This window comes from Streptomyces sp. MGP-BFMKR1 (assembly GCF_057766585.1).
The window spans coordinates 7,350,715-7,373,120 of record NZ_CM173408.1 but is presented as its reverse complement, the minus strand read 5'-3'; the positions used below and the strand labels follow the sequence as shown (position 1 = coordinate 7,373,120).

Below are 22,406 nucleotides of genomic sequence, written 5' to 3'. Positions count from 1 at the left end.
GGCGAGCGGTCATGGGACAGGGACGAAGACCAGTCGGCCGGCGCCGTTGACCAACTGCAGCGCCAGGGAAGCGGGGGTCAGGGTGTGGGTGACGTGCGGCGCCAGCGCGTCGGTCAGCCACCGGGTCAGGCAGGCGCCCTGCTTGCGGTGGACGTGCAGCACCCGGGTGCCGGCGTCCCGCAGGCAACTGTCCAGGCCGGTCGCCTTCCCGCCCGGCAGCGGCTGGCCCTGCTTGGTGTCGCCGGTGTCGTGCGGGGCTCTGAGGAACACGGTGCCGCCGTCCTCGGCGGAGTCGATGCCGAGGGTCAGGCCGTGGGGCGCCTCCCGCACGATCACCTGCACCGGCGTCTGGTGGAACAGGGCCAGCAGCACGTCCGGCTGGGGACGGGCCACGATCACCGGCGGCAGCCAGTCGTCGGAGGCGGTGGTGATGTCGACGATGAGATCGGGCCAGGCGCTGACCAGCGGGGACCGCAGCAGCATGCCCACGACCGGGCCGTCGTCCTCGTCCTCGGCGCGCAGGGCCTCGGCCAGCAGGGCGTCCAGGCAGTCGTCCAGCCCGGTGACGGTCCCCACGCGGCGGGCGCCGGCGTCCAGCATCGCCAGCCACTGCGCGTCGATGTGGAAGAAGCGGGCGGTGTGCTCGGGCAGCATCCACTCGTGCGGCACCAAGTGATCCAGGGGCAGCGATTCCAGCCGGTACGGCGCCGCGGTCCACACCGGTCGCCGGGCGCTGCGAGCGGCCAGGTCCGCCAGACTCGCGCGGACCTCCGCCGCGATGTCCGTGGCGGGGCCTGCGTCGGCCCGTCCGGCCAGCGCCGCGGTGACGTCCGCCGGGCCGACGCCTCCCGGCCCGCCCGGGTCGCCGATGCCGGGCGACGCGTCCGCTGCCGCGTCGGTGGCCTCCTGTCGGGGTTTGGCCAGCCCCCGGGTGATCCGTTCGGTCAGGTCGTGGCGGCTGAGCAGGGTGAGGAACTGCTGCCGCGCCGCGCCCCGCGAGTCGCCGTTCTCATCGGTCGCCACGTCCGGCCCCGAGCCCCGCAGGGCCGCGTGCAGCAGGGCGTGCCCCTGGGCGCGGTACTCCTGGAGCGCCTGCAGACGGGACGGGTCGGCCAGCGCCAGCATCTTCCCCAGGGTGTAGGCACAGGCGTAGGACACGTCCCACATTCCCTGCTCGGCCAGGAACACCAGTGCACTGTCGGCGTGCCGGTAGGCGCGGGCCGGGAGCGCGGCCGGCGGCGCGGGCGTCAGTGGGCCGCGGTACCAGGCAGGTGCCCGCTCGCCGGTGGGCAGCAGGTGGGCCACCGGCACGTATCCGGCCTCCAGCCGCTCGTGGACGCATCCGTCGGTCCCCGCGCCGGGCAGCCGCAGCAGGTGCCCTGCCTCGTAGGTGGCCCGGGCCAGCCGCTCGGCCAGTGCGTGGAACCCGGCGCCGGCTCGCGGCCCCCCGCCAGGGGTGTGGGTGAAGGACCACGACCAGAGCACGGCCATCCGGACCAAGGCGGTGTCGTCCGGCACCTTCTGTGAGCCGCCGAGGAACTCGTATCCGGTGTGGCCCTCCAGGGAGACCAGGAGCGCGGTGTACCGGCCGGCCGCGCCCGGCAGGCGGTTGCCCACCAGCACGCCGTAGCGGCCGGGTTCCCAGCCGCCTTCCCGGACGTCTCGCCGGTCCACCTCCCGTACGTGCGCCAGCCAGGGCAGCTCCTGGCGGGACGGCAACAGGGCGCGCAGCGCCGGCCAGCGAAGGTCGGCGGTCTGGCAGGCGCTGGTGTCGGTCTTCGTCAGCGTGCCGCCCAGGTTGGGGAACAGCACCCCGGCCGGCGGCGTCCCGACCAAGCTCCCGGCGGTGCGTGCGGTGCACACGTGACCCGAGTCCAGCCGGACCTCGTCATCGCGCACCAGCAACAGCACGGTCCACGGCGTGTCGCCGCCGGCGACGTTCCGGCTCCAGGGCAGCAGCGGGTCGGCCGTGGCCAGGTGCGGCACGACGAGGGAGAAGTCCCCGTTCGCGCCCGGCGGCGGGTGCACGGCGGCGACGTCGTCGGGCGCCAGCGAGAAGCGCGGGGCGGCTACCTCCACCCGCACCGTCCGCTTCGCGGCGAGGGTCTGTTTCCAGCCGCCCGAGTCGCTCAGCTCCTGCCGTGCGGTCAGGGCGTACGTGCCGGCTGTCAAGGCGGGCGTGTGGCGGCTGACGAGGGTGACGGTCAGCGGCAGCGGGCACGAGGAGGACACCGCCATCTCAGCACACCCCCGCCGGCACCAGCAGCGGATCGGCGGCGAGGACCGAGTGTAGCCGGGTGGTGTAGGCCGCCAGGTCCGGCAGCGGCCCGTCCGCCAGCGCCGCGGGGGCCAGGCCGCACGCGCGCCACTGCGCGACCGTCGCCGCGCGCTGCGCGTCGGTCACCCGCAGCACCGCGGCGGTGCTCCCGATGGCGCCGGTGGCCGGCGGGCTGCCCCAGGCCGGGCGCGGCAGCCCGTGGAGCCCGGCGGGGCCGCCCTCCTCGTCCAGGTGCGTCTTCTCCATCGGCCCGAGCGGTTCCACGCGCTGCCCAGCCGGCGACTCCAGTCGCGCCCCGACCATCCGGCCGGGCAGCACTTCGCCGCCGCCGCGCGGGTCCGGGGACGTGGCCGCGCCCAGCCGCGGCCCGAAAAGGCCCGCCGGCAGCCCGGCGGTCTCCGGCCGTACGTCCCAGGCTTTCAGCGAATGGTGGACCTGCTGGTTCGTGCCAGAGGTCAGAGACAGGAAGCAGGGAGCCGACACGCCGTCCTTGTCCATCGGCCGCACGCTGATCGTGCCGGGCGCCCCTGCCAGGGACTCATGGCTGGAGGCACCGGTCGTGCCGTACACCTGCGGGCAGGGCACCGGCGTGCGCACCACGAACGCGAAGCCGGCCGGCGACACCCGCCGTGGAGCGCCGTCCGCCGCCTGCTCCGACAGCAGACCGCCGGTGATCTCCACCTGAGGCCGTCCCCCGCCGAGCAGGTCCCGGTCGACGTCGGGCCACGGCAACGGCTCCCGGCGCGGGGGCGCGGGTTCCCCGAACCGCACGACGACATCGGGCACCACCGGCAGGTGCAGGTGGGCGACGCCCCCCGTGGGCGGCCCCCACAGCTCCAGGTCGACCGCGATCTCGGTGCGGCCGACCACATCGATGTCCACGCCGGCCCGCAGCCCCATGCGGACCGAGAAGGCGAACGGCGCCCACTGCACGGCGGTGTCCAGCAGGGCGTCCAACCACGCCCGCACCGACGACGAGGTGTACTCCACCCGCAGGCGCCCGCCCGCCATCACCATCGACGGTGTCAGGGCCGCGTAGCACTCGCCCCGGACCGACACCGCCCCGGTCGACCAGCGCACGCCCATGCGGTCGGCCACCGGGTAGTGGGCGGGCTTGGCGTAGGCGGGGTGATAGCCGCCCACGGTCGCCACGAAGTCCCCCGCGTGCCGCGAGGGCGGCATCCACACCGACAGCGCGAGCTCCCCCTCCAGCCGGCAGTCCGGGTGCCCCAGGAACGACCGCGCCCCGTCCAGCGCTCCGCGCACCGCCACCTCGCCGGTGGAGGACCGGTAGACACCCTGCAGCGCCACGCACACGCCCGCGTACGGCTTCTTCGGCGGGAGCGAGGCGTTCACCGAGCCCAACAGCGACACCGTCACATCGCCGGGGACGGCCTGCACCGCCACCACCAGCCGTGCCTGGAGGGCCTTGAACAGTTCCAGATCCGCCCCGGCCGCCAGCCACACGGACCCCGCCGCCGGACGGATCCGGTCCCCCAGGGTCTGCAGCACCTTGGCCGGACCGTCCTTGACCGGCAGCTTCTTCGGGTCGTCCAGCCCCGCCACCAGCGGGTGCCCGGGCACCTCCTTGGCCGATCGCGGCAGCCCCAGATCGGAGTTGTAGCCGAATCCGGCGATCATTCCGGTCAACAGCACCGGCCCCAGCGGCACCCGCAGGCCCGACACCTGGCCGATCACGAACACCGACGACTGCCCGTCCGGCATCTGCGCGTACATGCCGGCCGCGCCGAACGCGATCTGCGGAGTGCTCACCGCCACCAGCCCACCGACCGCCAGCACCGCCGGGGAAGGAGGCGGCCGGAGCCGCACCAGCGCACCGGCCACCGCCACCGGACCGGCCGCGTACGACAGCCCCAGCCCCTCCAGCGCTCCCTCGACCGCGCCACCGGACAGGGCGACTCCCAGCGCCAGCCCTCTGGCTTCGAGGACCACGCCGCTCACGTCCACGGCGGCGTCCAGGAGTGTCCACAGCCGGTCGCCCCGCAGTAGGACACCGACCCGGTGCAGCCGCAGCGGACCGGCCGCCCACTCCAGCTCCACCCAGCCCGACGCCTGCCCGTCCGCTGTCGGCAGCGTCTCCCCGGCCTTTTGTGGAAGGGCCACCCACACGTCCACCGCCTTGCCGCGGGGCAGTAGTTCCAGGGCCACCCCGGCCAGCCCACGGTAGGCCAGCACCCCCTCCGCGGTGGGCACCGGGCGCCGGCCGACCGACGCCACCCCCACCGCGTCCACCAGCCGTTTCGCCACCTCCACGCCGGCCGGCGCCTGGGTGCCGCGGACCGCCACCGCCGCACCCACCAGCCGGCCCACACCCGGCGGCACCAGCTTCCCGATCACCGGTACGTCCGCCAGCCCCGCCGTGACATCGGCCTGCAACACCAGCAGCGACACGCGTTTCCCGCCGCTGTGGGCCGATGCCTCGCCGGCGCCTGACGCGGGCTCCGCCGCGGGAACCCGCCTCACCGGCGCGGCCCGGCGATGGGCAGGAAGCCGTCCTCGGCCTTCTTGGCGAAGGCGGCCAGCTTCCACGCATCGGCGTCTTTGGTGACCGTGCACGGGTACTCCCCGCCGCCGACGTACACGAGCAGCACCTTCGGTTCCGCCTTGCCCTGCTGCGCCCGCTGATGGCCGGAGAGCACCGGCCCGGGCTCGCCTTTCATCTCCGGGGGCAGTGCGCTGGGGGCGGATGCCATGGAGTGCTGGTGCGTGTTCCAGACGCACCAATGCGGCTTGCCGTTCTTCTTCCCGGTCAGGAACAGATAGTCCGATGAGGACACCGGACACGCCCCGGTCGGCGCGAACTGCTGCTTCGCCAGCGCATCCGTCAGTTCGGTGTACTTCTCCTCGGCGTCCACCTTCCCGTTGTCGTCCGGGTGGAACACCAGCCGGCTCAAGACGGGGGCGGACGGCTCGGGTCCCGGCGTCTCAGGGACGGACCATTTGAGAAAAACGACCGTCTTTCCGAGTGTGTAGGAATCCACGACCCCGGAGTCCAGTTTCCCCGCGAGATGACGCCACGGGGTGAAGCCTTTGTATGCCTGCGAATTCTTGAACGACTGGTGGTGCCATTCGTCGTGGTCGTCTTTCCACTTGGTCACCGCCCGTCCGGATCCCGGGTCCTGGAGCAGGAGGCGCAGATCCTGCCGGTAGAGCAGGTAAATATAGGGCACCTCGCGTTCCCCGAGGCGCCGGGCGAACAGCGCGGTCGGCATTTCCACACCCGCCACTGGCACCGACCTCACTTCAGTCCATGGTCACCGTCGAATCCGCCGGCCCGGCGCGGTCCCCGGAGCCTGGCCGTGCCGCCACGATGCAGCACGCCCGGGCGGACTGCAATGCCAGAACGCCGAACGGGGGAAACGGACGGCCAGTCGGCGCATTCTCGCGGCGGTCGTCCTGCACGGCGGGGACGCTGATGGAGAATGCGGCCCGCCGCGGCGGGCGACCGCCGGGAGCGGCGCCCGCCCGTACCCGGAAGGAATCGGTTGGATGAAGAAACTCTCCTACGTCATGTGCGCCAGTGCGTCTCCCGAGCCCGGACGCATGCTGGGCGTGACGGTCGAAACCGAACGTAAAAAAGGAGAAGACGGTCGCCAGACTCTAACGGTTACGGGATATTCCCGTCACTCGGACGAGTACAAGCTCCGAGCATGGTATGTGGATGCCTATTATCCGGTCGTCGACTCCGCAAACCAGCTCCTGTACTACAAGCAGAGCGACTCGACGCTTTCCGAATACAAGGTCGGAGGCACCTCTCTCCAGGAATTCCCCGATGTTCGGACCGCCTATCTGTACAGGGACGAGGAGCAGATCCTCTACTGCGGACACCGGTCAGACAGGAAGATCATGCTGTGGGGCAAGCCGGTGAACGGGGTGCGCCATGGACAGAAGAAGGCCGTCGAGTACACGATCAGTTCCTCAAGTCAGTGGCGGGGCGGGGTGGTAAGCCTCGTCGTGGTCCCCTCCAGCAGCGGTTCCAAGAAGATGGTCTACGCCCTGGACGAGGGAGATTCCCAGCAGAATAAACGTACGCTCTGCATCCAGACTCTCGGTGAGACGCTCCCGGAGCTTGACACGCCAGATGCCGTGCCACACGTCGAACTTCCCCACCACATCTGCCGACTGGCGGCGGACGCCAAAGGCAAATACGTCGTGGCCGCCAGTCCCTGGGGAATTTACCGCTTCGTAGCCGGCAGCAAAGAAAAGACGACGATCAGCCCTGGAGGCACCGTGTGGTCGTGGCCCATGCTGTGGGAGGACGGAGGCACCGTATGGTGCTGCTGGGTCCGCGAGGATAAAGACAAGAAGAACTTCTACCTGGAAGTCCGGAACATCAAGTCGCCGACGACCGCACCCAAGAGCATCCCTTTCGACAACGCCAGTGGCGTTCCCCAGTGGGAGCATTGGAGTACGGGGTTCGAATTGTTCTCGCTGGTCGTCGATTCCGCGAAAGGAGACGTCTGGGCCATGGGGGCGGTGTTCAAGGATGGTTGGAAAGGGGCGGCCTTCCGGTTCGACGTGAAAGCGGCCAAGAGCGAGGGGGCGTGGATCGACGACGGCGGGGCCGTCTCATCCGGCTACCACGTGTTCGATCGTTTCCCGGTGGGCTTCACGAGCTGATCTGCAGAATGTTTGGCCGGCCGGGCGCCGAGGAACCGCGTGGCGGGGCTTTCGCGGCCAGCAGGCCCCCGGCGGCATGCCGCCGCACCTGAGCCGGGGCCCGGCGCCCCGGGCCCCGCCGCTGAACACTGCGGCGAAGCCGATGGCCTCGGCGGCCTGGATCGTCGCCAAGGCCGCCGCCCTCACGGACCCGGCATCGGACACGGCCACAGTCGCCTACGACCACTCGGTGACGGCGATACGGCCACCGGCACATAGCTACGGCCCATCGCCGCCCCGGGTGGGTGTTGCCACCCGGGGCAGCACCCACTCACGCTGGCGCGCCACCGCCACGCGTTGATGGTGCTCGTCGCAGCTCTAAACAAGGGCCGCCAAGGTGCGCTCCTCCATGAACATCACGCACCTTGGCGTACGCGCTCACGGGCACTGTCGCCTCCCGCCGGGTCCTCAGCGTCCCGCCGTTTACCGAGGACAAGCCCATCAGTGGAAGTAGAAGTCGACGACGCCCTTCTGGCTGCTGCTGTTGACGATCACCGTGTTCTTCCCCGATGGCGTTGGCCTACGTTCCCCACCCGCGACCCAGGACAGAGATTCAGGGGCGATGTACCCCGATTGCATCGTCACCTTGATGTCCTTCATGGCTACTTTCGGATTCGGCGGCCACTTTTCCACGGGCACCCCCCGATCCTCGGTGCAAACGATCACACCGTCTGCCGGCCCTTGCTCAGCGGTACGAGTGACGGTGAAGTCCAACTCCGGGTACCCCACAAAGCCTTCCTTGTACCGATAGCCGTCACCATCCCGCCCGAGGTACTCCACGTAACCGGTGACTTCCAACCCCGGGTCAGCGACTTTACTCGGGCCGTTGACATAGCGGCCGGCGATGAAAGCCCACGGCCACAAGTAGTATTTCTGGGTGGCTGACCAGTAGTAGACGACGGGTTGCAGTGCGCCACCAGAGAGCCCGTTCCACACGCAGATGAAAATCGACCTGTCTGCGGGATACTCGGGTACGACCCACGTGGTGTGCAGGGACTGAATGTGCTCCAGGGGCGCTGTGGGGGTGTAGCCGTCGAACTCGACTGCGGAGACGAACCCGTGCTGCTGGCGGAGCACCTGAGCGTGCGTGAAAGGGTCCGTTGCAGCAGCATCTTCAGGAGAGACAGGACCGAGGTCCTCGACGACCGAGTCGGTGGCGAGGTCGAGTTTCTGCAAGTGCCCGTCGATGACCTTGACGGTTTCACCTCTGCTCAGATGAATGACGTGGGAGGCGGGAATCTCGCCATGGGGCGTGTACTCGCTGGGAGTTTGAGCCATATCACCAAATGTACGCGAATGCATCCTGGAAGTGATTCAACCTCCGCTGCGGTGGGTCGCTCGTCATAGGCAGTTCATAGGGGAGCATGATAGTCACAGCGGCTGACACGAGTTATGAAATGATGAGCACACGAAGGGGAGCCTCCATGTCACAGCATGCGCTGTCTGCCCGGTCGCTCGTCCACGACTTCGCCGTCGATGGGCTCGTTGAAGCAGTTGACCATTTCCCAGGTGGTCAGGGTTACGGAGTGGGCAAAAGTGAGAGTGCGGGCCGCGCACCTCAGGACTGGTGTAGGCCAAGCTCCAGTGACCACCGTCGACACGCGCCGCCGTGACCCCACTCCCCGCCGCGCTGGCCACCGGCGCCCCGGGGTCTGCCGCCCCGTTCGCCGCCCAACCCCCGGGACGCAACATCACCCGCTGATGTCCGCAGGCGAGCGGCGCTTCGATGGCTTCAGCAGCTCACCTACATGGCGTTTCGATGCTACAAAACCTTTAAAACATGCCACTTGGCCGATATTGACAACCTCTTCACGGCGCTCCGCTAGCTTGGCTGCCAACCGTCAACCGTGGTCGCAAAAGGGCCCAGAGGGGATAAGCCGTGACTGTTCTCATCGCCGGTGGAGCCGGTTACATCGGAAGCACCGTCGCTTCGGCGTGTCTGGACGCGGGGGTGACTCCGGTGATCCTCGACAGCCTTGTCACGGGCCGCAGGGAGTTCACAGATGGCCGGATCTTCTACGAGGGCGACATTTCGGATGACGCCGTGGTCGACAGGGTCTTCTCGGAGCACCCGGACATCTCTGCGGTGGTGCACTGTGCGGCGCTGATCGTGGTGCCGGAGTCGGTGGCGGACCCGATCGGCTACTACGAGGCGAACGTGGGGAAGAGCCTGGACTTCGTCCGCCACCTCCATCGCAACGGTTGTGATCGCCTCATCTTCAGCAGCTCGGCCTCCGTCTATCAGGCCGAGGACGGCTCCCCCGTCACCGAGGACTCGCCGCTGGCACCGCAGAGCCCCTATGCGCGGACCAAGGCCGTGTGCGAGGAAATGTTCGCCGACATCGCCGCGGCCGGGAAGATGCGGGTGCTGTCGCTGCGGTACTTCAACCCGGTCGGCTCCGATCCCCTGCTGCGGACCGGTCTCCAACTCAAGCGGCCCAGCCACGCGCTGGGCAAGCTCATCCAGGCCCACCAGGAGGGCACGGCCTTCCCGGTCACCGGCGTGAACTACCCGACCCGTGATGGAACGGGCATCCGCGACTACGTGCACGTCTGGGATCTCGCCGCAGCCCACATCGCGGCGATCGAGCTGTTCGACTCCATTCTCACCGCGTCAAAGCCATCGATCGCGATCAACCTGGGCACAGGCGCCGGCACCACCGTCCGCGAGCTGTGCGCGGCGTTCAACAACGTCGTGAGCACTCCCCTGGCGACGATCGACACCGACCCTCGCCCCGGCGACGTAGCCGGCGGGTACACCACGAGCGACCGCGCTCAGAGTTTGCTGGGGTGGACGCCGAAACTGACCCTGGAGGAGGGAATCCAGTCCGCACTGGACTGGATTCCCGTACGTGACAAGCTGCTGAAGGACTGAGTCCGCGCCTGGCCCCCGCGGGGGCGTCAGTGCAGTCTGGCTTCGAGGTCGAGCAGGTGTCGCATGGCTGGAGTGAGCCACGCGGTGTCCCAACGGTGCTGGGCCGGGGCGTTCTGGTAGGCGTGGTGAGGGATGTGGAGTGCGTCCAGGAGCTGGTGGCCGGCGGTCCAGTCGGCTGCCAGCGTGCCGATACCGCCGAGCGCGATGCGGTGGGTTCCGCGTAGGGCATGGGCGTGACGGCGCAGGTTGTGCCGTACGTCGTACTCATCGAGTTGCTCGGTGCTGCCGGCAGCCTGCACGAGCTGCGGGTGCGGTGGCCGGTCGCTGAGGAGTGAGGCGTCCCAGACGCTGGCGGCGGTGAAGAGGCGCGGGTGCCGCGACAGCAGGTTCAGGGCTGCGAAGCCTCCCTTGCTGAACCCCAGCAGGTGCAGGTGCACCGGTAGGCGAGGCTGCGCGCCGAGGAGGGCGAGGGCGGTCGGCACGACGACGTGCACGAGGTGGTCCTCCTGCCGGCGGTCGGCGCGACTGGCGTGGTTGACGAGCCAGGGCGAATCGCTGAAGGTCGGCGCGGCGAAGGCGGTTCCCTCGCGCAGGTGGCCAGGGAGCCGTCCGATCTGTTCGAGGCTGTAGCCGTATTTCCGCCCTTCGCCCCTCTCCACGGGCAGGGCGAATACGATCCTCCGCACGGGTTTATCGGGCAGGGTCAGGGTGATCCGGGTGCCGGGCCGTTGGAACGGGCTGCGCAGGGCAACGGTGATGCTGTCTGCGAAGAGGGCGGGGGCACCGAGATCCACTCGGTGATGCGTGGCGACTAGTTCAGGCCCGGAGGGTGGCGACGGCATCGGCGTAGGTCTCCCAGTTGTCGCAGTTGAACCGGAGTTCGATCGGCAGGAGAGGCACGGCCCTCAGTTCGTTGCCCGCGGCGATCCAGCGACGCACCGCGTCGATGAGGTAGAGCTCGCCGTTCGGCCGCGGCGGGCATGCGCGCAGAGCTTCGAAGATGAATGGTGTAAGCACCCAGCGGGCGGCACACGCGTGCACCCATCGGGCACCGGTGTGGTCCAGGCGGGCGCTGTCGAAGCCGACGTGGTATGGGCTGGGCACCGTTCGGGGTGGGTCCGCCGCGCCCAGGATGGTCTCGTGTGGGGGGACGTCGTCCGCCGGGAACACACGGGTCAGGACAGTGCACTGTGACGCCTCGCCGTGGGTGAGGCGTCGCAACGGCGCTTGGTCGCCGGCGGCTGGGCGGATCAGGTTGTCGCCGAAGGCGAGGACGAACGGCTGTCCCCGCGTCCACGGCTCGGCGCCGAGGACGGGTGCTCCGGGCCCGGCACCGTCATCCTGGACCCGGTAGGAGAAGTCCATCCCGTACGCCGTGCCGCTGCCGAAGTAGGCGGGGACCTGGCTCTTGTCCGAGGCGATCACGAAAAGGATGTCGGAGATCTCGCACGCACGCAGTTCGTGGACGAGGTGCTCCAGGATCGGTATCCGTGCGACGGGCAGCATCTCTTTGGGGACGACGCGGGTGATGGGTGCCATCTTGGTCCCCTTGCCGCCGGCGGCCACGACCGCCCTGCTGATCGCGTGCGTCATGGGTCCTCCGCCTTCGTCAGGTATTCGGTTTCTCGGCCGGGTTGTTGAGCCAGTGGAGCCAGGTGCCGTAGACGTCGCAGTAGGCCACGGTGCTCGAATGGATGCTTGCGCCCTTGTCGTACGCGGCCGTGACCACGCGGGGGATGTTGTGGCCGAAGTGGCCGATCGAGATCTCGTAGAGCGGGCGCTGCTGGCTCAGCTCGGCGAGCATTTCGGCGAGGCGTTCCCGGCCGCCCGGTGAGCCGAAGATCTGGTAGATCGACCACGAGAAGACGAGGCACAGATGGTGGTCGGGCACGGCCTGGGCGACGACCTCGGCGAGGCGATCCTCGGCTCGGCCAGCCAGGATCGTCGGCGGGGTTCGTGCCGCCAGGGCCAGGGCGCTGTTCAGGGTTCGCAACCGTGTTGGCTGCTCGGGCCAGGTGAGGCTGACCAGCCACTCGGTTGCCTCAGGGTCGGTGAGGTCTACCGGGCTGACCTCGATCCCGACCGGCGGGACGAACTGCGCGACGTTCAGGGACAGCGGCGGCCTCCCGCTCTTGATCTCGCAGGTGATGACCGTGCCTGGGTCGCTGTTGGGCAGGATGAGGCGGTGTCCGCCGTAGTCGTAGGTGTAGCGGTCCCAGAGCAGGTTCAAGCCGGCGCTGGCGCCCACGTCCACGACCTGGATGGGGCGGTTGTCGAGCTGCTGCTGGAGTGCGGCGAAAGCAGGCACGAGGACGGCACAACGGTTGACCTCGTTGGTTTGGACGGATCGTGTCGCGATGGTTCTTCGGATCTGCTCGGCGTTGCGTCGGCAGAAGTCGGTGAGCAAGGCGTCGGCGCTGGCTTCAGGCAGTTTTTCGTAGCCGGTGAAGTAGCTGACGAGTGGGTGTCGAGCACCGCGGCGGATGATGTGGTGGATGGCTCCGAGCAGCATGTTGGGGGCCGGCTGGCCCGGGCGTGTGTCGGCCGCGAGGTCGAGCAGCTCGGGAGTACGGGCCACTGAGCGGCACAGGGTCTCGTAGAGCGGGGACTTGCCGGCGGCCTGTTGGTCGGCGAAACGCTCGAAGGCGGTTGCGAGTTCGGCGTGCTCCATAATGGGAGACCCTTCAGATGATCTTGTAGTCGCAGTCGGCGAGCTGCTGAACGGCGCCCAAGCTCTGCCCTCGGCGGCTCCACCACTTTTCGGCTTCGACGGACATGGCGGTCCGGGCCCTGGCGGCGACGGTTGCGACCTCGTCGCGGGGGACCACCACGGCACCGTCCTCGTCGCCCACCACAACGTCTCCCGGCGCGATGCGGACGCCGTCGATGAGCACCGGGACGTTGACCGCGCCGCCATGACGGTCGGCGGGGTAGTCGTAGTTGAGCGGGGTGGCGCCGCGGGCGACCGTCGGAAACGCGATGCGGCGCAGCTCGGCGACGTCTCGGACCATGCCGTCGACCAGGACGCCGGTGATGCCTCGGCTCTGCATGTGCGTCGCGGTCACGCCTCCGAAGCAGGACCGTTCCTTGCCGCCGCCAGCCGCGACCACGACGATGTCACCGGGTTGCGCGAGGTCGATCGCCGCGCGTCGGACCGTCACGTCCGGGCCCAGGGCTGTGACGGCGCTCCCGCACAGGACGAGGCCGGAGGTCTGGAGCTTCAGGCAGTACGAAAGGGCGCCGGTCTTACCGAGCGCGTCCACGATCGACGCGACCGGGAGGCGGGACAGTGCGGCGATCTCGCTCCGGGTGGGGCGGATGATCTCGGTGTGGATCTCGCGTACGGACACGGTGGGACCTTTCGTCTACGGGGTCTGCGGGCTCTGCGGGAGGCCGGAAAGCTCACGAAGCGGTGCCAGGTCCTGCGCCATGAGGTCATGGGGCGACACGACGGCCGCGGTGCTGTACGAGGTCGTCGCCAGCACGGCGCGCGTGGTCCGGCACACCAGGTGGGCGATGGATTGCATCAGGGCTGCCTGCCCGAAATGGTCGGTCTTCGGCAGCGTGAAGGAGCACTGCGCGTCGCTGGACTGGGCTGGTCCATCTCGGTGGAGGAGGAACAGTCGGGCGCCTGCTGCCGCGGCGGCGCTGATGGCCTCCCGAGTCGTCCTGCTGGCCGAGTCGTAGGCGAGGAGGAAGACCACGTCGTTGGGAGAGGCGCTGCTCAGTTGGTAGCGGACGCCGTAGGCGGGGTCAGGGTGGTCGTTGAACATCGCGCTCATGTCGGCGAGCGAGGGGTCGCGCATGATGAGCGGGGGTTGCACGCCCTCGACGCCGAGTGGAGCGTCCCAGCTCAGATTGTGAGCGAAGTGCTCACCGGCGAGGGCGAGTGGGCCGCCGTCGGGGCACAGCACGTAAGTGCAACGTCTGCTGCGGATCGTGTCGGCGATAGCTCGGGTTGCCTCGTGAAGGAAGCCCCCCAGTAGAGCGGTGTCCACCGAGGCCAGGGCGCGCAGATGACGCTCCTGGCTGGTGGGCAGCGACTCCGCCCGGGGCCCGAGCGCGGCAACCGTCAGGGTCAGCGCGGTCAGCATGGCGTCCTCGCTAACCTGCTGGTCGGTCGTCCCGGTCGCCCAGACCATGCCGTCTACCGGTTCCATCTGCGTCCCGTCGCCGCCCACCAGGGCCAGCACCGGCACGCGGTTGTCCTGGCAGAGCCGAACAGCCTCGACGACATTGGTCGACCGGCCGCTGACGCTGGCCACGACGACCAACCCCACCTGGTCGATGTCCTGGGCCAACGACTGCGCGAAGAGAGACCGGTAGTCCTGCCGCTGGGCGCCGTAGGCCATGGTCGCCGTGCTCATCATCGAGTCGTTCACCGGCTGCCCGGTGTGGAGCGGGAGCTGGAGAAGCACTGAGCGGGCGATCGCCGAGGAGCCACCGTTCCCGAAGGCGCGGATCTGCGTGCCCCCAGCGGTGGCCCTTTGCAGCACTTCGACGGCTTCGGCGCCGCGGGTGAGCATCCGTCGGGTAGCGGCAGCCACCTCGGTCACGTACGCGCGGGCAAAGTCGCCGTACACAGCGGACATCATCGTCCCTCCTTCAGCTCGCAACGGGTCGGGGGAACAGCAGCCAGGGCTCCACCACGGGCGGGAATTCCGTGCGGAACGGGCGACGGCGGATCGAGTCGAACGCGGCGGGCAGACCCTGGCAGACGAGCCGGCAGTCGAGCGGCCGGTCACCGCGCGTCGCGTCCGCCTTCCCCGCACGAATGTGCTCGTCGGACAAGCCGAACCTGCGCGCGATCATCAAGGCCAACCGATACTTGGTGAAGCCCTGTGACGCGCTCCAGTGGATGACCGATGCCGTGCACTGCCCGTGTAGGAGCGCCTCGGCAAGCCGGCGGCACACCTCGGCGGCTTCGTCCGCGTGCGTGGGGTAGCGAACGCAGACGTCGTCCAGCTCCAGCCGCGCCCCCAAGCTCACCTGACGCGCGATGTCGGTCAGGTTCGTCTCGGCGGCGAACTGCACAGGCCCGTACAGCATGGGCAGCCGCAGGACCGCAGCGTCCGGACACGCAGCCAGCACCGCTTGCTCGGCCAGCAGCTTCCAGCGCCCGTAGACGTTGAGGGGCTTCGGACGGTCGTTGGGCCGGTAGGGCGCCGCCTGCCCGTCGAACACGTAGTCGCTGGAGATGTGCAGGAGACGGGCCCCGTACCGACGAGCGCCCTCCGCGATCAGCCGGGCCGTGACGACGTTCCGGCCCCGGGCCTGGTCCGGTGTACTCGCCCAGGCCACGGGCCGGCGCTCGCCGACACAGTTGACGACGACGTCCGGCCGGTCCCGGTCAAGCAGACGCTCAATGTCACCGGCCGATGTGACGTCGACCCTGACGAGCCCGTTGCTGCTGCGACTGAAGCCGGTGCCCGTCACGCTCGTATCGGCGAACGTGTGCAGCACGCTGCGCCCGAGTAGCCCGGAAGCGCCGAAGATCACTGCTCGCATCACTCACCTCCGTGAAGTTCCGCGGGGTGAACAGCCAAGCGCGGCCGGACTCGTGATCGCGAGAGGTCTCCGGGGTGTACGCGGTGCACGCACCAACTCGGTTTAAGCACACCGGGCTTAGGGCCTGGTGTACGTACACCAAGCACCTTTTGTCCTGTCAGTTAGGAAGGCTCGGCGCGGTGGTACCTTCCGGCCAGGACCCCGCCGGACTTGGAGTGCCCATGGAGCCAGCCGCGTTCGACGCACCGCCGGCCACCGTGCTCGCTGCTCTCTTACAGCAGTTGGGGATGCGGCCTGAGCAACTCGTCGCTCGCATCAACGAGAGGCGGTCCCGCCGTGGTTCCTCTCCCCTCAGCCTGAAGGCTGCCTATCCCTGGCTACGCGAGAACCCCTCCTACCCGCAGCCTGACAACCAGTCGGACGCCTTGGCTGTCCTCACGGCGAAAGCCGGGCGCCCCATCACCGCGTCCGACGTCGGCTGGGACTCGCCGCGCCCTCGTCACCGCCATCGCCACCTCGACGCGCCCGGTGACGCGCCCCTCCAGGGGCTGCTCCACGAGATCAGCCAAGGAGACATCATGGACCGCCGGAACCTACTCGTACTCACCGGAGCAGCAGCCACCGCGCCCGCTCTCGCGCTCCTGCTCGGCCCGGCAGCGCAGGCCACCACGACGTCGGGCGGCACACGCCTGAACGAGAAGCTCGTCGGCTCGATCGAGAGCGCTGTTCGAGACCTGCGGGAGATGGACGATTCCACCGGTAGCGCCAGCGGTGACCTCGCCTGGGGCCTCGGCATCTGGCAGAGCACCTCCCGGGTGCTCGCGCAGGTGCGCGACCACGGTCCTCTTGCCGACCGACTCCAGACCTCCTATATCGAGCTCAGCGAACAGGTCGGCTGGATGCTCTTCGACGCCGGCCGCCATCCCCAGGCGCAGCGCGTCTATCACACAGGGATGCGGCTAGCTCGTGAGGCCGGCACATCGCTGACCGCTCGTCACGCGACGTCCAACCTCGTCGCCTCCGCCGCGTACCAGGCCGCATGGCTCGGCCACCACAATGACGCCGTCGCGCTGCTCGACATCGCTGCGCGGACGCCGGAGCTGCCGCCCGTCGTCGCCGCGGTGATCGCCGATCGGCGTGTCTACGCCGCGGGCCGGCGACGCGACCCGGACGCGATTCTCCGGTACCGCGACGAGGCTCTGCTCCACCTCGCGACTCGTGACGAGCGCACTCCGTGGTGGGCGACCTGGTTGACGAAGAACTCCGTGGACGCCGCCACCGGCCGAGCCTGGCTCGCCTGCGAGCAACCGTCGAAGGCCGTGCCCTTTCTGAGCCGGCGCGTCGAAACGACCTCGTCCGACTACCCACGCGACCGCCTCCTCGCCGTGCTCGATCTGGCCGACACCGTCCACAAGTGCGGGCACGGCGACAGGGCACGGGAACTGCTCGACCAGGCCGGAGAGCTCATCGGCACCGTCAGCTCCCAACGCATGCTCCACCGGTACGAAGCCCTGTCGTCCGCCACCGCAGCGTGACGGCCCGGCAGTGAACGGGAACGTGTTCGGTTGGCTCCATGGGTAGGCATCAGCGTTCGCGATCGTCGAGTTCGAGGAGCATGGTGTCGTAGTAAGGGGCGTCCTCCCATGGCTGGGCCTTGCCGATCCGCCGATAGCCCCATGCCATGTACGCGGACCGGGCGGGAGCCGCTTCGGGCTCAGGCCGCACCGTCAAGGTCACCCGCTCCGCGCTGAGCCCCTCCAGCAGGCGTGCGTGCAGGCCGGCTGCGATGCCGCGCCGCCGCCATGCCTTGCGCACGGCTAGCTCGATGATCACCCACGTCCGATCGCCAGTCTCTCGGGCGAATTCGGCCGAGAGTTCCACCTCCAGCACGTTCTTCCACCAGCGGGTGTCCGGGGCCAGGAGGTAGCCGTACGCGAAGCCGACGACCTCCTCGTCGTCACGGGCGAGCACCAGACGCATTCCGGGGCGTTGGCAGTGCACTTGATAGTGCTCAATGAAGATCGCGACGTCGCTCGGCTCCTCGCGGTATGGCGGTTCTGCGTACACCTCCTCGTACGCGGCGATGAAGGCGTCTAGGGCTGTCACGGCTTCTCCGCCCTCGTACCGGTCGTACGTCAGCATCCCTTCGCTCCCGTGTGCTCCAGGAGGTGTTGGGCCGTCTCCTTCGAACCAGAGGCGCCACATTCGCGCAGGAGGCCGGCCACCTGCTTGATCCTGCGCGTCACCCGCCCCGACTCCACTTCGCTCAGGTAGTCCAGGCTCTCCACGGCGTGGGCGGCGCCTTCATCGGCCTGGCCCGCTGCCACCAGGCTGCGAGCGAGGGTGAGGCGGTATAGCGCCTTGTTGCGCCCGTACACGCGTTGGTTCTGCTGGGCGAGCGCGGCTTTGAGGAAGGAGACGGCCGCGCTGTGGTGCCCGCTCTCGGCATAGGCCAAGCCTTGGGCGAACGAGATCTCGGCGGCACCGTGAAAGGCCGTCCAGTCCGGTGAGCGCCGGTCAGTGCGCTCCGCCAGACGCATGGCTTCGCTCAGTTTCGACTGGGCCGCCTTCGCGTCGGGTATGAGGGACAGGGCTCGCGCTTCTCTCGTCGCCAGCAGCGATTGAAGCCGCGGCGAGTCGAAGCGTGAGGCCCGCTCCCTGGCAGCCCTCGCGTAGTCGAGCCCATCGCGTGGTTGCCCCGCGTGGCTCGCCTGCAGGCTCAGGGCGGCGAAGACCAGCGTCTCCAGGCTCGCATCACCCAGCATGGAGGCCGTCGTTAAGGCGTCACCCCAGTAGCTGCGGGCGGCCTCCTGATCGTCGGCGTCGTAGAACAGCCAAGCGCAGTGCTCGGCTGCTTCGCCGGAGAGAAGCCGCAGTTGGCGGCCGATGGTGTCCGGGTAGTTGGAGTTGTTGATGACGCGGCGAATGCGACGTAGGTGGCGCACGGCGAGGGATCTGACGTCTCCGCCGCCGTACGCGTTGTCGAGCTCGTACAAGGAGCGCAGCCCGGCGCGGAGTTCCTGGATGTGGGCCGTACCGATCGCCCCGGTGCGGCTCGTCTGAGGTAGGGGGCGCATGGCCGTGGGCAAGCCAGCGGTTGCCGCCACGCCCACGGAATCGGTGAGAAACGCACGTCGTTCCACACTCATGCCTCTCTCGGTGGGGAGCACTGCCCCCACACTGACACCGGGTGGCGGCCCAGGAAAGCCGAGCTCAGACGGGCATACTCCCAGCAGGGCATGCAGAACGCGCCACGCCCGAGGCCGTGGAGTGGGCGGGTTCGGTTGGCGCCAGCGTCGGGCCTGACGATCGGTGAGGGTGACGGGTTCGCCCAGCATGTCTGCCGTGGCCGCGAAGGCGCGTAGGAAGTCCGCTGGCCGCTCAAGCCCGTGCACTCGGCACGCTTGTTCAAACAGAGTTGGGTGAGTCACTTCGCCACCTCCGGTGATGCGACGCACACCGACGGTAGCGCCACGCGAAGTCCGGCAGGCGCAAAGTCCGGCGAAAAGTCCGCTTGAGAGTCCGGCACCGGCGGGTCCTGCGGAGTTAGCTCCTTTGTGAGCGAGGGAGCGAAGCTGATGAGTCATCCAGCCAAGATCGCCAAGTCGATGAGGCGCCTGGGTCTGATTTCGGCCGCAACCGGCAGGCCGTCCTACACGCAAACGATGCCTCGCGAGGGGCAGTCGGCGGCCGTTGCGCGCCACATGGTGCGGATCGCACTGGATACCTGGCACCTGGGGCAACTCGCCGAAGCCGGGGAACTGATCGTCTCCGAGCTCGTGGCCAACGCGGCACGACATGCTCGCGGCGACAGCATCCGGGTGACGGTTACTCGCCTCTCGGACCACCGCGTGCGCGTCGCTGTCGTGGACCTGTCGCGCAAGTGGCCTCAACGTCGGGCACCCGATCTCGCTGATCCGCACGGTCGAGGGTTGCTCCTGATCGAGGGTGTCTCGGTCGAGTGGGGTTGCGATCCCCTGCCGTGGGGGAAGCGGGTCTGGGCCGATCTGCCGGATGCGGTGTGAGGCCGGTGGCTGTGCCCCGAGGCACCCGCCCTGCGACGGAGCGACCGCCGTCACGCGCACGTCGCCAACTGGGGTCGCGAGGCCGGCATGGATGACCGCGTCTACCACGCCATCTACGCCGTGTTGCTGTCGGCTCTCATCGTGGTCCTCACCCTGGGGTATCACCGATGAACTTCCGCGCTGGCCTGGCCGATACCCCCTCCGGTCGGGCAGGGCGGGAGGCGTGTGATCGCCGCCCCCGGGGCGAGAGCACGCTGCGGGTGCCCGTCCGCCCCGAGACGGGCACCCGCGCCAGCGGCTGCCTCGGTTGGAGCCGATGCCGGCCGAGGCAGTCAAATCCCGAGGTTGCCTACCCCCTCATACGGCCGCCTCCCGCTACATCACCACGTTCCTGCCCGACGAGAAGAAGACGGAGTGAGCAGTGGTTGACAACCAAGGCGGGCGCCGTTGGATCGACCTCGGTCGGCTCCTGTCCGGGCACACGCAGGCCCGGCGACCTGCGCCAAGCGAGGCACGGGCCTACCGGCCGCCTCGCACTGAGACCTGGGCCTATCGAGAAATGGCCGTCTGGGAAGCCACCGAGGCGGGTTTCGCTCCTGATGCCCTGTATCCCGGCCGAGTGAAGGCCCCGTGGTCGATGACGTGCCGGTCGTGCGAGACCCCGCACGTCTTGTCACTCGCCGCGATCCGCCGTGGTGTCCGGTGCAAGTGCCGGTCTCTCAACGAGGCTTTGCCCGTGCTGCCGCTCGACCGCGATCCCGAGCCGGCCCCATCGGAGACCGATGGTACGGCGAGACCCCAGGAGCAGGCCCACCCGCGTTGGTGAGCCTGCAGCGCCGCCGACCGGTCCCACACAGCCGCTGCCGTCAGCGGACTCCTGTCACCGCCACTCCGCTTGCCAGATTCACTCGTGGACTCCTTGGCTATGTCGATCAATTCACTTTACCCGTCCATTCAGATCCTTCCGTGGGACGCATCACCCGCGAGCGCCCGAAGTTACTTCTCCGAGCGGCTGGCAGACCCAGACCTTCTCGAATCGAGCGTCACGCTCGTTATCGACTCGTCCGTGCATGCCCTGTGCGTGCCCGTGGGCGGAGCTCGCCGCAGCGGGTTTCTCGCGATGACGAGCGTCTTCACGGGCTTGGCAGTCAAATCCGCCCTAACCAGCTGCAATGGATTCCCGCAGGTACGGTTCCGATGGTCAACGAAACCCAAGGTATGCCACCAAGTCACGTGGGGCGAAGACGTTCCTGCCTGGAACGACGAAATCCGTGGACGGATGTACGGCTATTCGAGTCAGGCCGTGGATGACTATCTCGCAAGGCTCGTCATGAGATGCGAACCTGAGTCAAATCCACCGCCAGGACACGCACTCCCTTCGCGGCCCATAAATGGCACCACCCACGCTAAGTGGAAAAATGAATTGAAAAACCCGCAAGAGCACTATTCCCCTCTTCCTGGTTTTACGGTGTCGTGGTAGCGACCCAATTTCGACCAACCGGGAAGGCCCCTGCCATGGTGAGAACTCCATTCGCAGGCACGCTCTCGCTGCCGCTCGGGGTGGCATTCGATTCCGTCGCGTTGTGCGGTACGTGCGGCGGTAGACAAACACGACACAACCGGCATCGCCGCGGCACCCGTCGGCATCGCGCGTTCTGGGGAGGTCGACGTTGACCCCGCAGGGACCCGCCCCCTCGTGGGTGGTGTGGCGCTGGACATCTGACACCCCCGACGCAGCGGCACAGGCACGCGCCGCCCTGCGCTGCGCCCTCGACCAGCTCGGCTACGACGACGAGACCGTCGACAACGCGGTACTGGTCGCCTCCGAGGTCGTCACGAACGCCGTCAGGCACGCCACAGGGCCCTACGCGTCGAGCATGTCTTTTCGAACATCAGAGAGTTTTGTCGACTGCTGCCGGTGGGCTGGTTCCCGTCGACCGCGGCCTTGGTGATGTTGGTGCGAGACCTGAGCAGCGAGGCGACATGCACGGAACTCTGCATGACGATGACCGGCTCGGCACGTCTGAGCTACGGGGGTTGGCCAGGCACAGGGAGCACAGTTCCGGCCCCCCGTTTCCAGCTGGTGTTCCTACACCAGGCAGCGGGTGGTCTTCTCTGACGTGCAGTGGTTCTCCTCGGGACACTTCGGGCGGACGGCGGAGGCTGATCAGCCTGGGGGCTTCCCCCGGGAAGAAGACCTGTGGGCGTCAGATCGAACACCACTACGTGGCCCCTAGCCGTAGTTCACTCCCGAGTACGCCGCCATACGCGTCGACCACGTTTGGCACTCCGGTGATCGCTACCGGCCCTCGCGCGGGTACGCCAGCGTGCAGATCGCTGGCCCCGGCCCACTGGGCGTCAGCAGTCAGCCACACCCGGACGACCATTCACTCGAATGGACGAGTACGGTCGCGCGCCAGGTGGCCAGAAGACAATCTGTAAGCGACTGGCTCGGTGGGCTCCTGCAGGAAGGCACCGGACACCCGTTGACTGAGAAAGAGCCGACCAGGCTGGCGCAGTCATTCGTGCCGGAGGTTTCACAGAGATGGGGCCCCACGAACGTTCCTGGCTTCTTCTCCCATGCAGGCACCTTCGACAGTTCGGTGTCCGGTGGTGTCGACCCACATACGGGCCTGTGCAACGTGCGGAGAGATTGGGGCATCTCGTGGGCAATTCAAATCACGGCCCGCCCTTGCCGCTGGCGCTGGCCTACTCCCCGTCGAACTCGATTGATGTGGGATTCGGTAAAGGGTTCTCGCTGAAACTCACCACCTACGACATTGCTAACAAACTGTTGACATTGTCGTAGGCGAGCAATGCAAGAAACAAGAGAGCAACTCAAACGTAAGACTGCAAGCGCCGCCGGGTTCCACGGCGGGAGCAGGTCGGCGGTATGCCGCGTACCCAAGCGTAACCTTCGGGTTCTCGCGGGTGTTCGCGGCGAATGACGCCTGGGGAACATCCCCGCAATATTGGGGCGGCCCCGCGACCTTCACCCCGCCCCGTCTTTCCTGTCCGCTTATGGAAACCGGACGGTTCA

18 protein-coding genes are annotated in these 22,406 nt (G+C 68.4%); 6 read left to right on the top strand and 12 right to left on the bottom strand.

The window, feature by feature from the left end; genetic code table 11:
• Nucleotides 1-9: 9 nt before the first annotated feature.
• The 3 genes from AC3CHW_RS29665 to AC3CHW_RS29655 all read right to left on the bottom strand — a co-directional run bounded on the left by AC3CHW_RS29665 (nt 10) and on the right by AC3CHW_RS29655 (nt 5,511).
• Complete coding sequence (locus tag AC3CHW_RS29665; protein ID WP_488468498.1) at nt 10-2,238, bottom strand: hypothetical protein; 2,229 nt, start codon at nt 2,236-2,238, stop codon at nt 10-12.
• Nucleotide 2,239: 1 nt separating this feature from the next.
• Nucleotides 2,240-4,690, bottom strand: coding sequence for a DUF6603 domain-containing protein (locus tag AC3CHW_RS29660; RefSeq protein WP_398610554.1), 2,451 nt, complete (start codon nt 4,688-4,690; stop codon nt 2,240-2,242).
• A 68-nt stretch (nt 4,691-4,758) separates the two neighbouring features.
• Nucleotides 4,759-5,511: a hypothetical protein gene (locus tag AC3CHW_RS29655; protein ID WP_488468497.1), complete on the bottom strand. Its 753-nt coding sequence runs from the start codon at nt 5,509-5,511 to the stop codon at nt 4,759-4,761.
• Between the two features lie 277 nt (nt 5,512-5,788).
• Between AC3CHW_RS29655 and AC3CHW_RS29650 the strand changes: the two genes are divergently transcribed.
• On the top strand, nt 5,789-6,919 hold the full coding sequence (locus AC3CHW_RS29650) for a hypothetical protein (RefSeq protein ID WP_398610556.1): 1,131 nt from the start codon (nt 5,789-5,791) through the stop codon (nt 6,917-6,919).
• 480 nt (nt 6,920-7,399) lie between these two features.
• Here AC3CHW_RS29650 and AC3CHW_RS29645 read toward each other — a convergent pair whose 3' ends face one another.
• Entirely contained in the window at nt 7,400-8,236 is an 837-nt protein-coding gene (locus AC3CHW_RS29645) for a hypothetical protein (protein ID WP_398610557.1), read from the bottom strand.
• Between the two features lie 601 nt (nt 8,237-8,837).
• On the opposite strand from AC3CHW_RS29645, the gene galE reads away from it, so the two are divergent.
• A complete protein-coding gene (gene galE / locus AC3CHW_RS29640; protein WP_398610558.1) occupies nt 8,838-9,833 on the top strand; it encodes a UDP-glucose 4-epimerase GalE in 996 nt (331 codons plus the stop codon).
• Between the two features lie 26 nt (nt 9,834-9,859).
• Here the strand turns inward: galE and AC3CHW_RS29635 are convergent, their stop codons facing one another.
• The 6 genes from AC3CHW_RS29635 to AC3CHW_RS29610 all read right to left on the bottom strand — a co-directional run bounded on the left by AC3CHW_RS29635 (nt 9,860) and on the right by AC3CHW_RS29610 (nt 15,341).
• Nucleotides 9,860-10,519, bottom strand: coding sequence for an alpha/beta hydrolase (locus AC3CHW_RS29635; RefSeq protein WP_398610559.1), 660 nt, complete (start codon nt 10,517-10,519; stop codon nt 9,860-9,862).
• Between the two features lie 130 nt (nt 10,520-10,649).
• The gene (locus tag AC3CHW_RS29630; RefSeq protein ID WP_398610560.1) at nt 10,650-11,426 is read right to left on the bottom strand and encodes a sugar phosphate nucleotidyltransferase; all 777 of its coding nucleotides are present in this window, start codon (nt 11,424-11,426) and stop codon (nt 10,650-10,652) included.
• Nucleotides 11,427-11,442: 16 nt separating this feature from the next.
• Nucleotides 11,443-12,504, bottom strand: coding sequence for a DUF2332 domain-containing protein (locus AC3CHW_RS29625; protein WP_488468496.1), 1,062 nt, complete (start codon nt 12,502-12,504; stop codon nt 11,443-11,445).
• A 13-nt stretch (nt 12,505-12,517) separates the two neighbouring features.
• Nucleotides 12,518-13,183 carry an RraA family protein gene (locus tag AC3CHW_RS29620; RefSeq protein WP_488468495.1) on the bottom strand — a complete coding sequence of 222 codons (666 nt, stop codon included), beginning with the start codon at nt 13,181-13,183 and terminating at the stop codon, nt 12,518-12,520.
• Nucleotides 13,184-13,198: 15 nt separating this feature from the next.
• Nucleotides 13,199-14,428 (bottom strand): SIS domain-containing protein, encoded by a 1,230-nt coding sequence (locus tag AC3CHW_RS29615; protein ID WP_488468494.1) that lies wholly within the window; start codon nt 14,426-14,428, stop codon nt 13,199-13,201.
• A 10-nt stretch (nt 14,429-14,438) separates the two neighbouring features.
• Nucleotides 14,439-15,341 carry a dTDP-4-dehydrorhamnose reductase family protein gene (locus tag AC3CHW_RS29610; protein ID WP_488468493.1) on the bottom strand — a complete coding sequence of 301 codons (903 nt, stop codon included), beginning with the start codon at nt 15,339-15,341 and terminating at the stop codon, nt 14,439-14,441.
• Between the two features lie 221 nt (nt 15,342-15,562).
• On the opposite strand from AC3CHW_RS29610, the gene AC3CHW_RS29605 reads away from it, so the two are divergent.
• Nucleotides 15,563-16,876, top strand: a complete 1,314-nt coding sequence (locus AC3CHW_RS29605) for an NsdA family TPR-like regulatory protein (RefSeq protein ID WP_359329537.1) — start codon at nt 15,563-15,565, stop codon at nt 16,874-16,876.
• A 49-nt stretch (nt 16,877-16,925) separates the two neighbouring features.
• On the opposite strand, the gene AC3CHW_RS29600 is transcribed toward AC3CHW_RS29605, so the two are convergent.
• Both AC3CHW_RS29600 and AC3CHW_RS29595 read right to left on the bottom strand, forming a co-directional pair.
• The gene (locus AC3CHW_RS29600; protein ID WP_488468492.1) at nt 16,926-17,483 is read right to left on the bottom strand and encodes a GNAT family N-acetyltransferase; all 558 of its coding nucleotides are present in this window, start codon (nt 17,481-17,483) and stop codon (nt 16,926-16,928) included.
• Nucleotides 17,477-18,679 (bottom strand): NsdA family TPR-like regulatory protein, encoded by a 1,203-nt coding sequence (locus AC3CHW_RS29595; RefSeq protein ID WP_488468491.1) that lies wholly within the window; start codon nt 18,677-18,679, stop codon nt 17,477-17,479. Before AC3CHW_RS29595 ends, AC3CHW_RS29600 begins: the two co-directional genes overlap by 7 nt.
• 240 nt (nt 18,680-18,919) lie before the next feature.
• On the opposite strand from AC3CHW_RS29595, the gene AC3CHW_RS29590 reads away from it, so the two are divergent.
• The 3 genes from AC3CHW_RS29590 (at nt 18,920) to AC3CHW_RS29580 (ending at nt 21,318) form a co-directional block, all read left to right on the top strand.
• Entirely contained in the window at nt 18,920-19,366 is a 447-nt protein-coding gene (locus AC3CHW_RS29590; RefSeq protein ID WP_359321933.1) for an ATP-binding protein, read from the top strand.
• A gap of 925 nt (nt 19,367-20,291) precedes the next feature.
• Complete coding sequence (locus AC3CHW_RS29585; protein ID WP_488468490.1) at nt 20,292-20,846, top strand: DUF6302 family protein; 555 nt, start codon at nt 20,292-20,294, stop codon at nt 20,844-20,846.
• Nucleotides 20,847-21,066: 220 nt separating this feature from the next.
• Entirely contained in the window at nt 21,067-21,318 is a 252-nt protein-coding gene (locus AC3CHW_RS29580) for an ATP-binding protein (RefSeq protein ID WP_488471207.1), read from the top strand.
• Nucleotides 21,319-22,406: the final 1,088 nt, after the last annotated feature.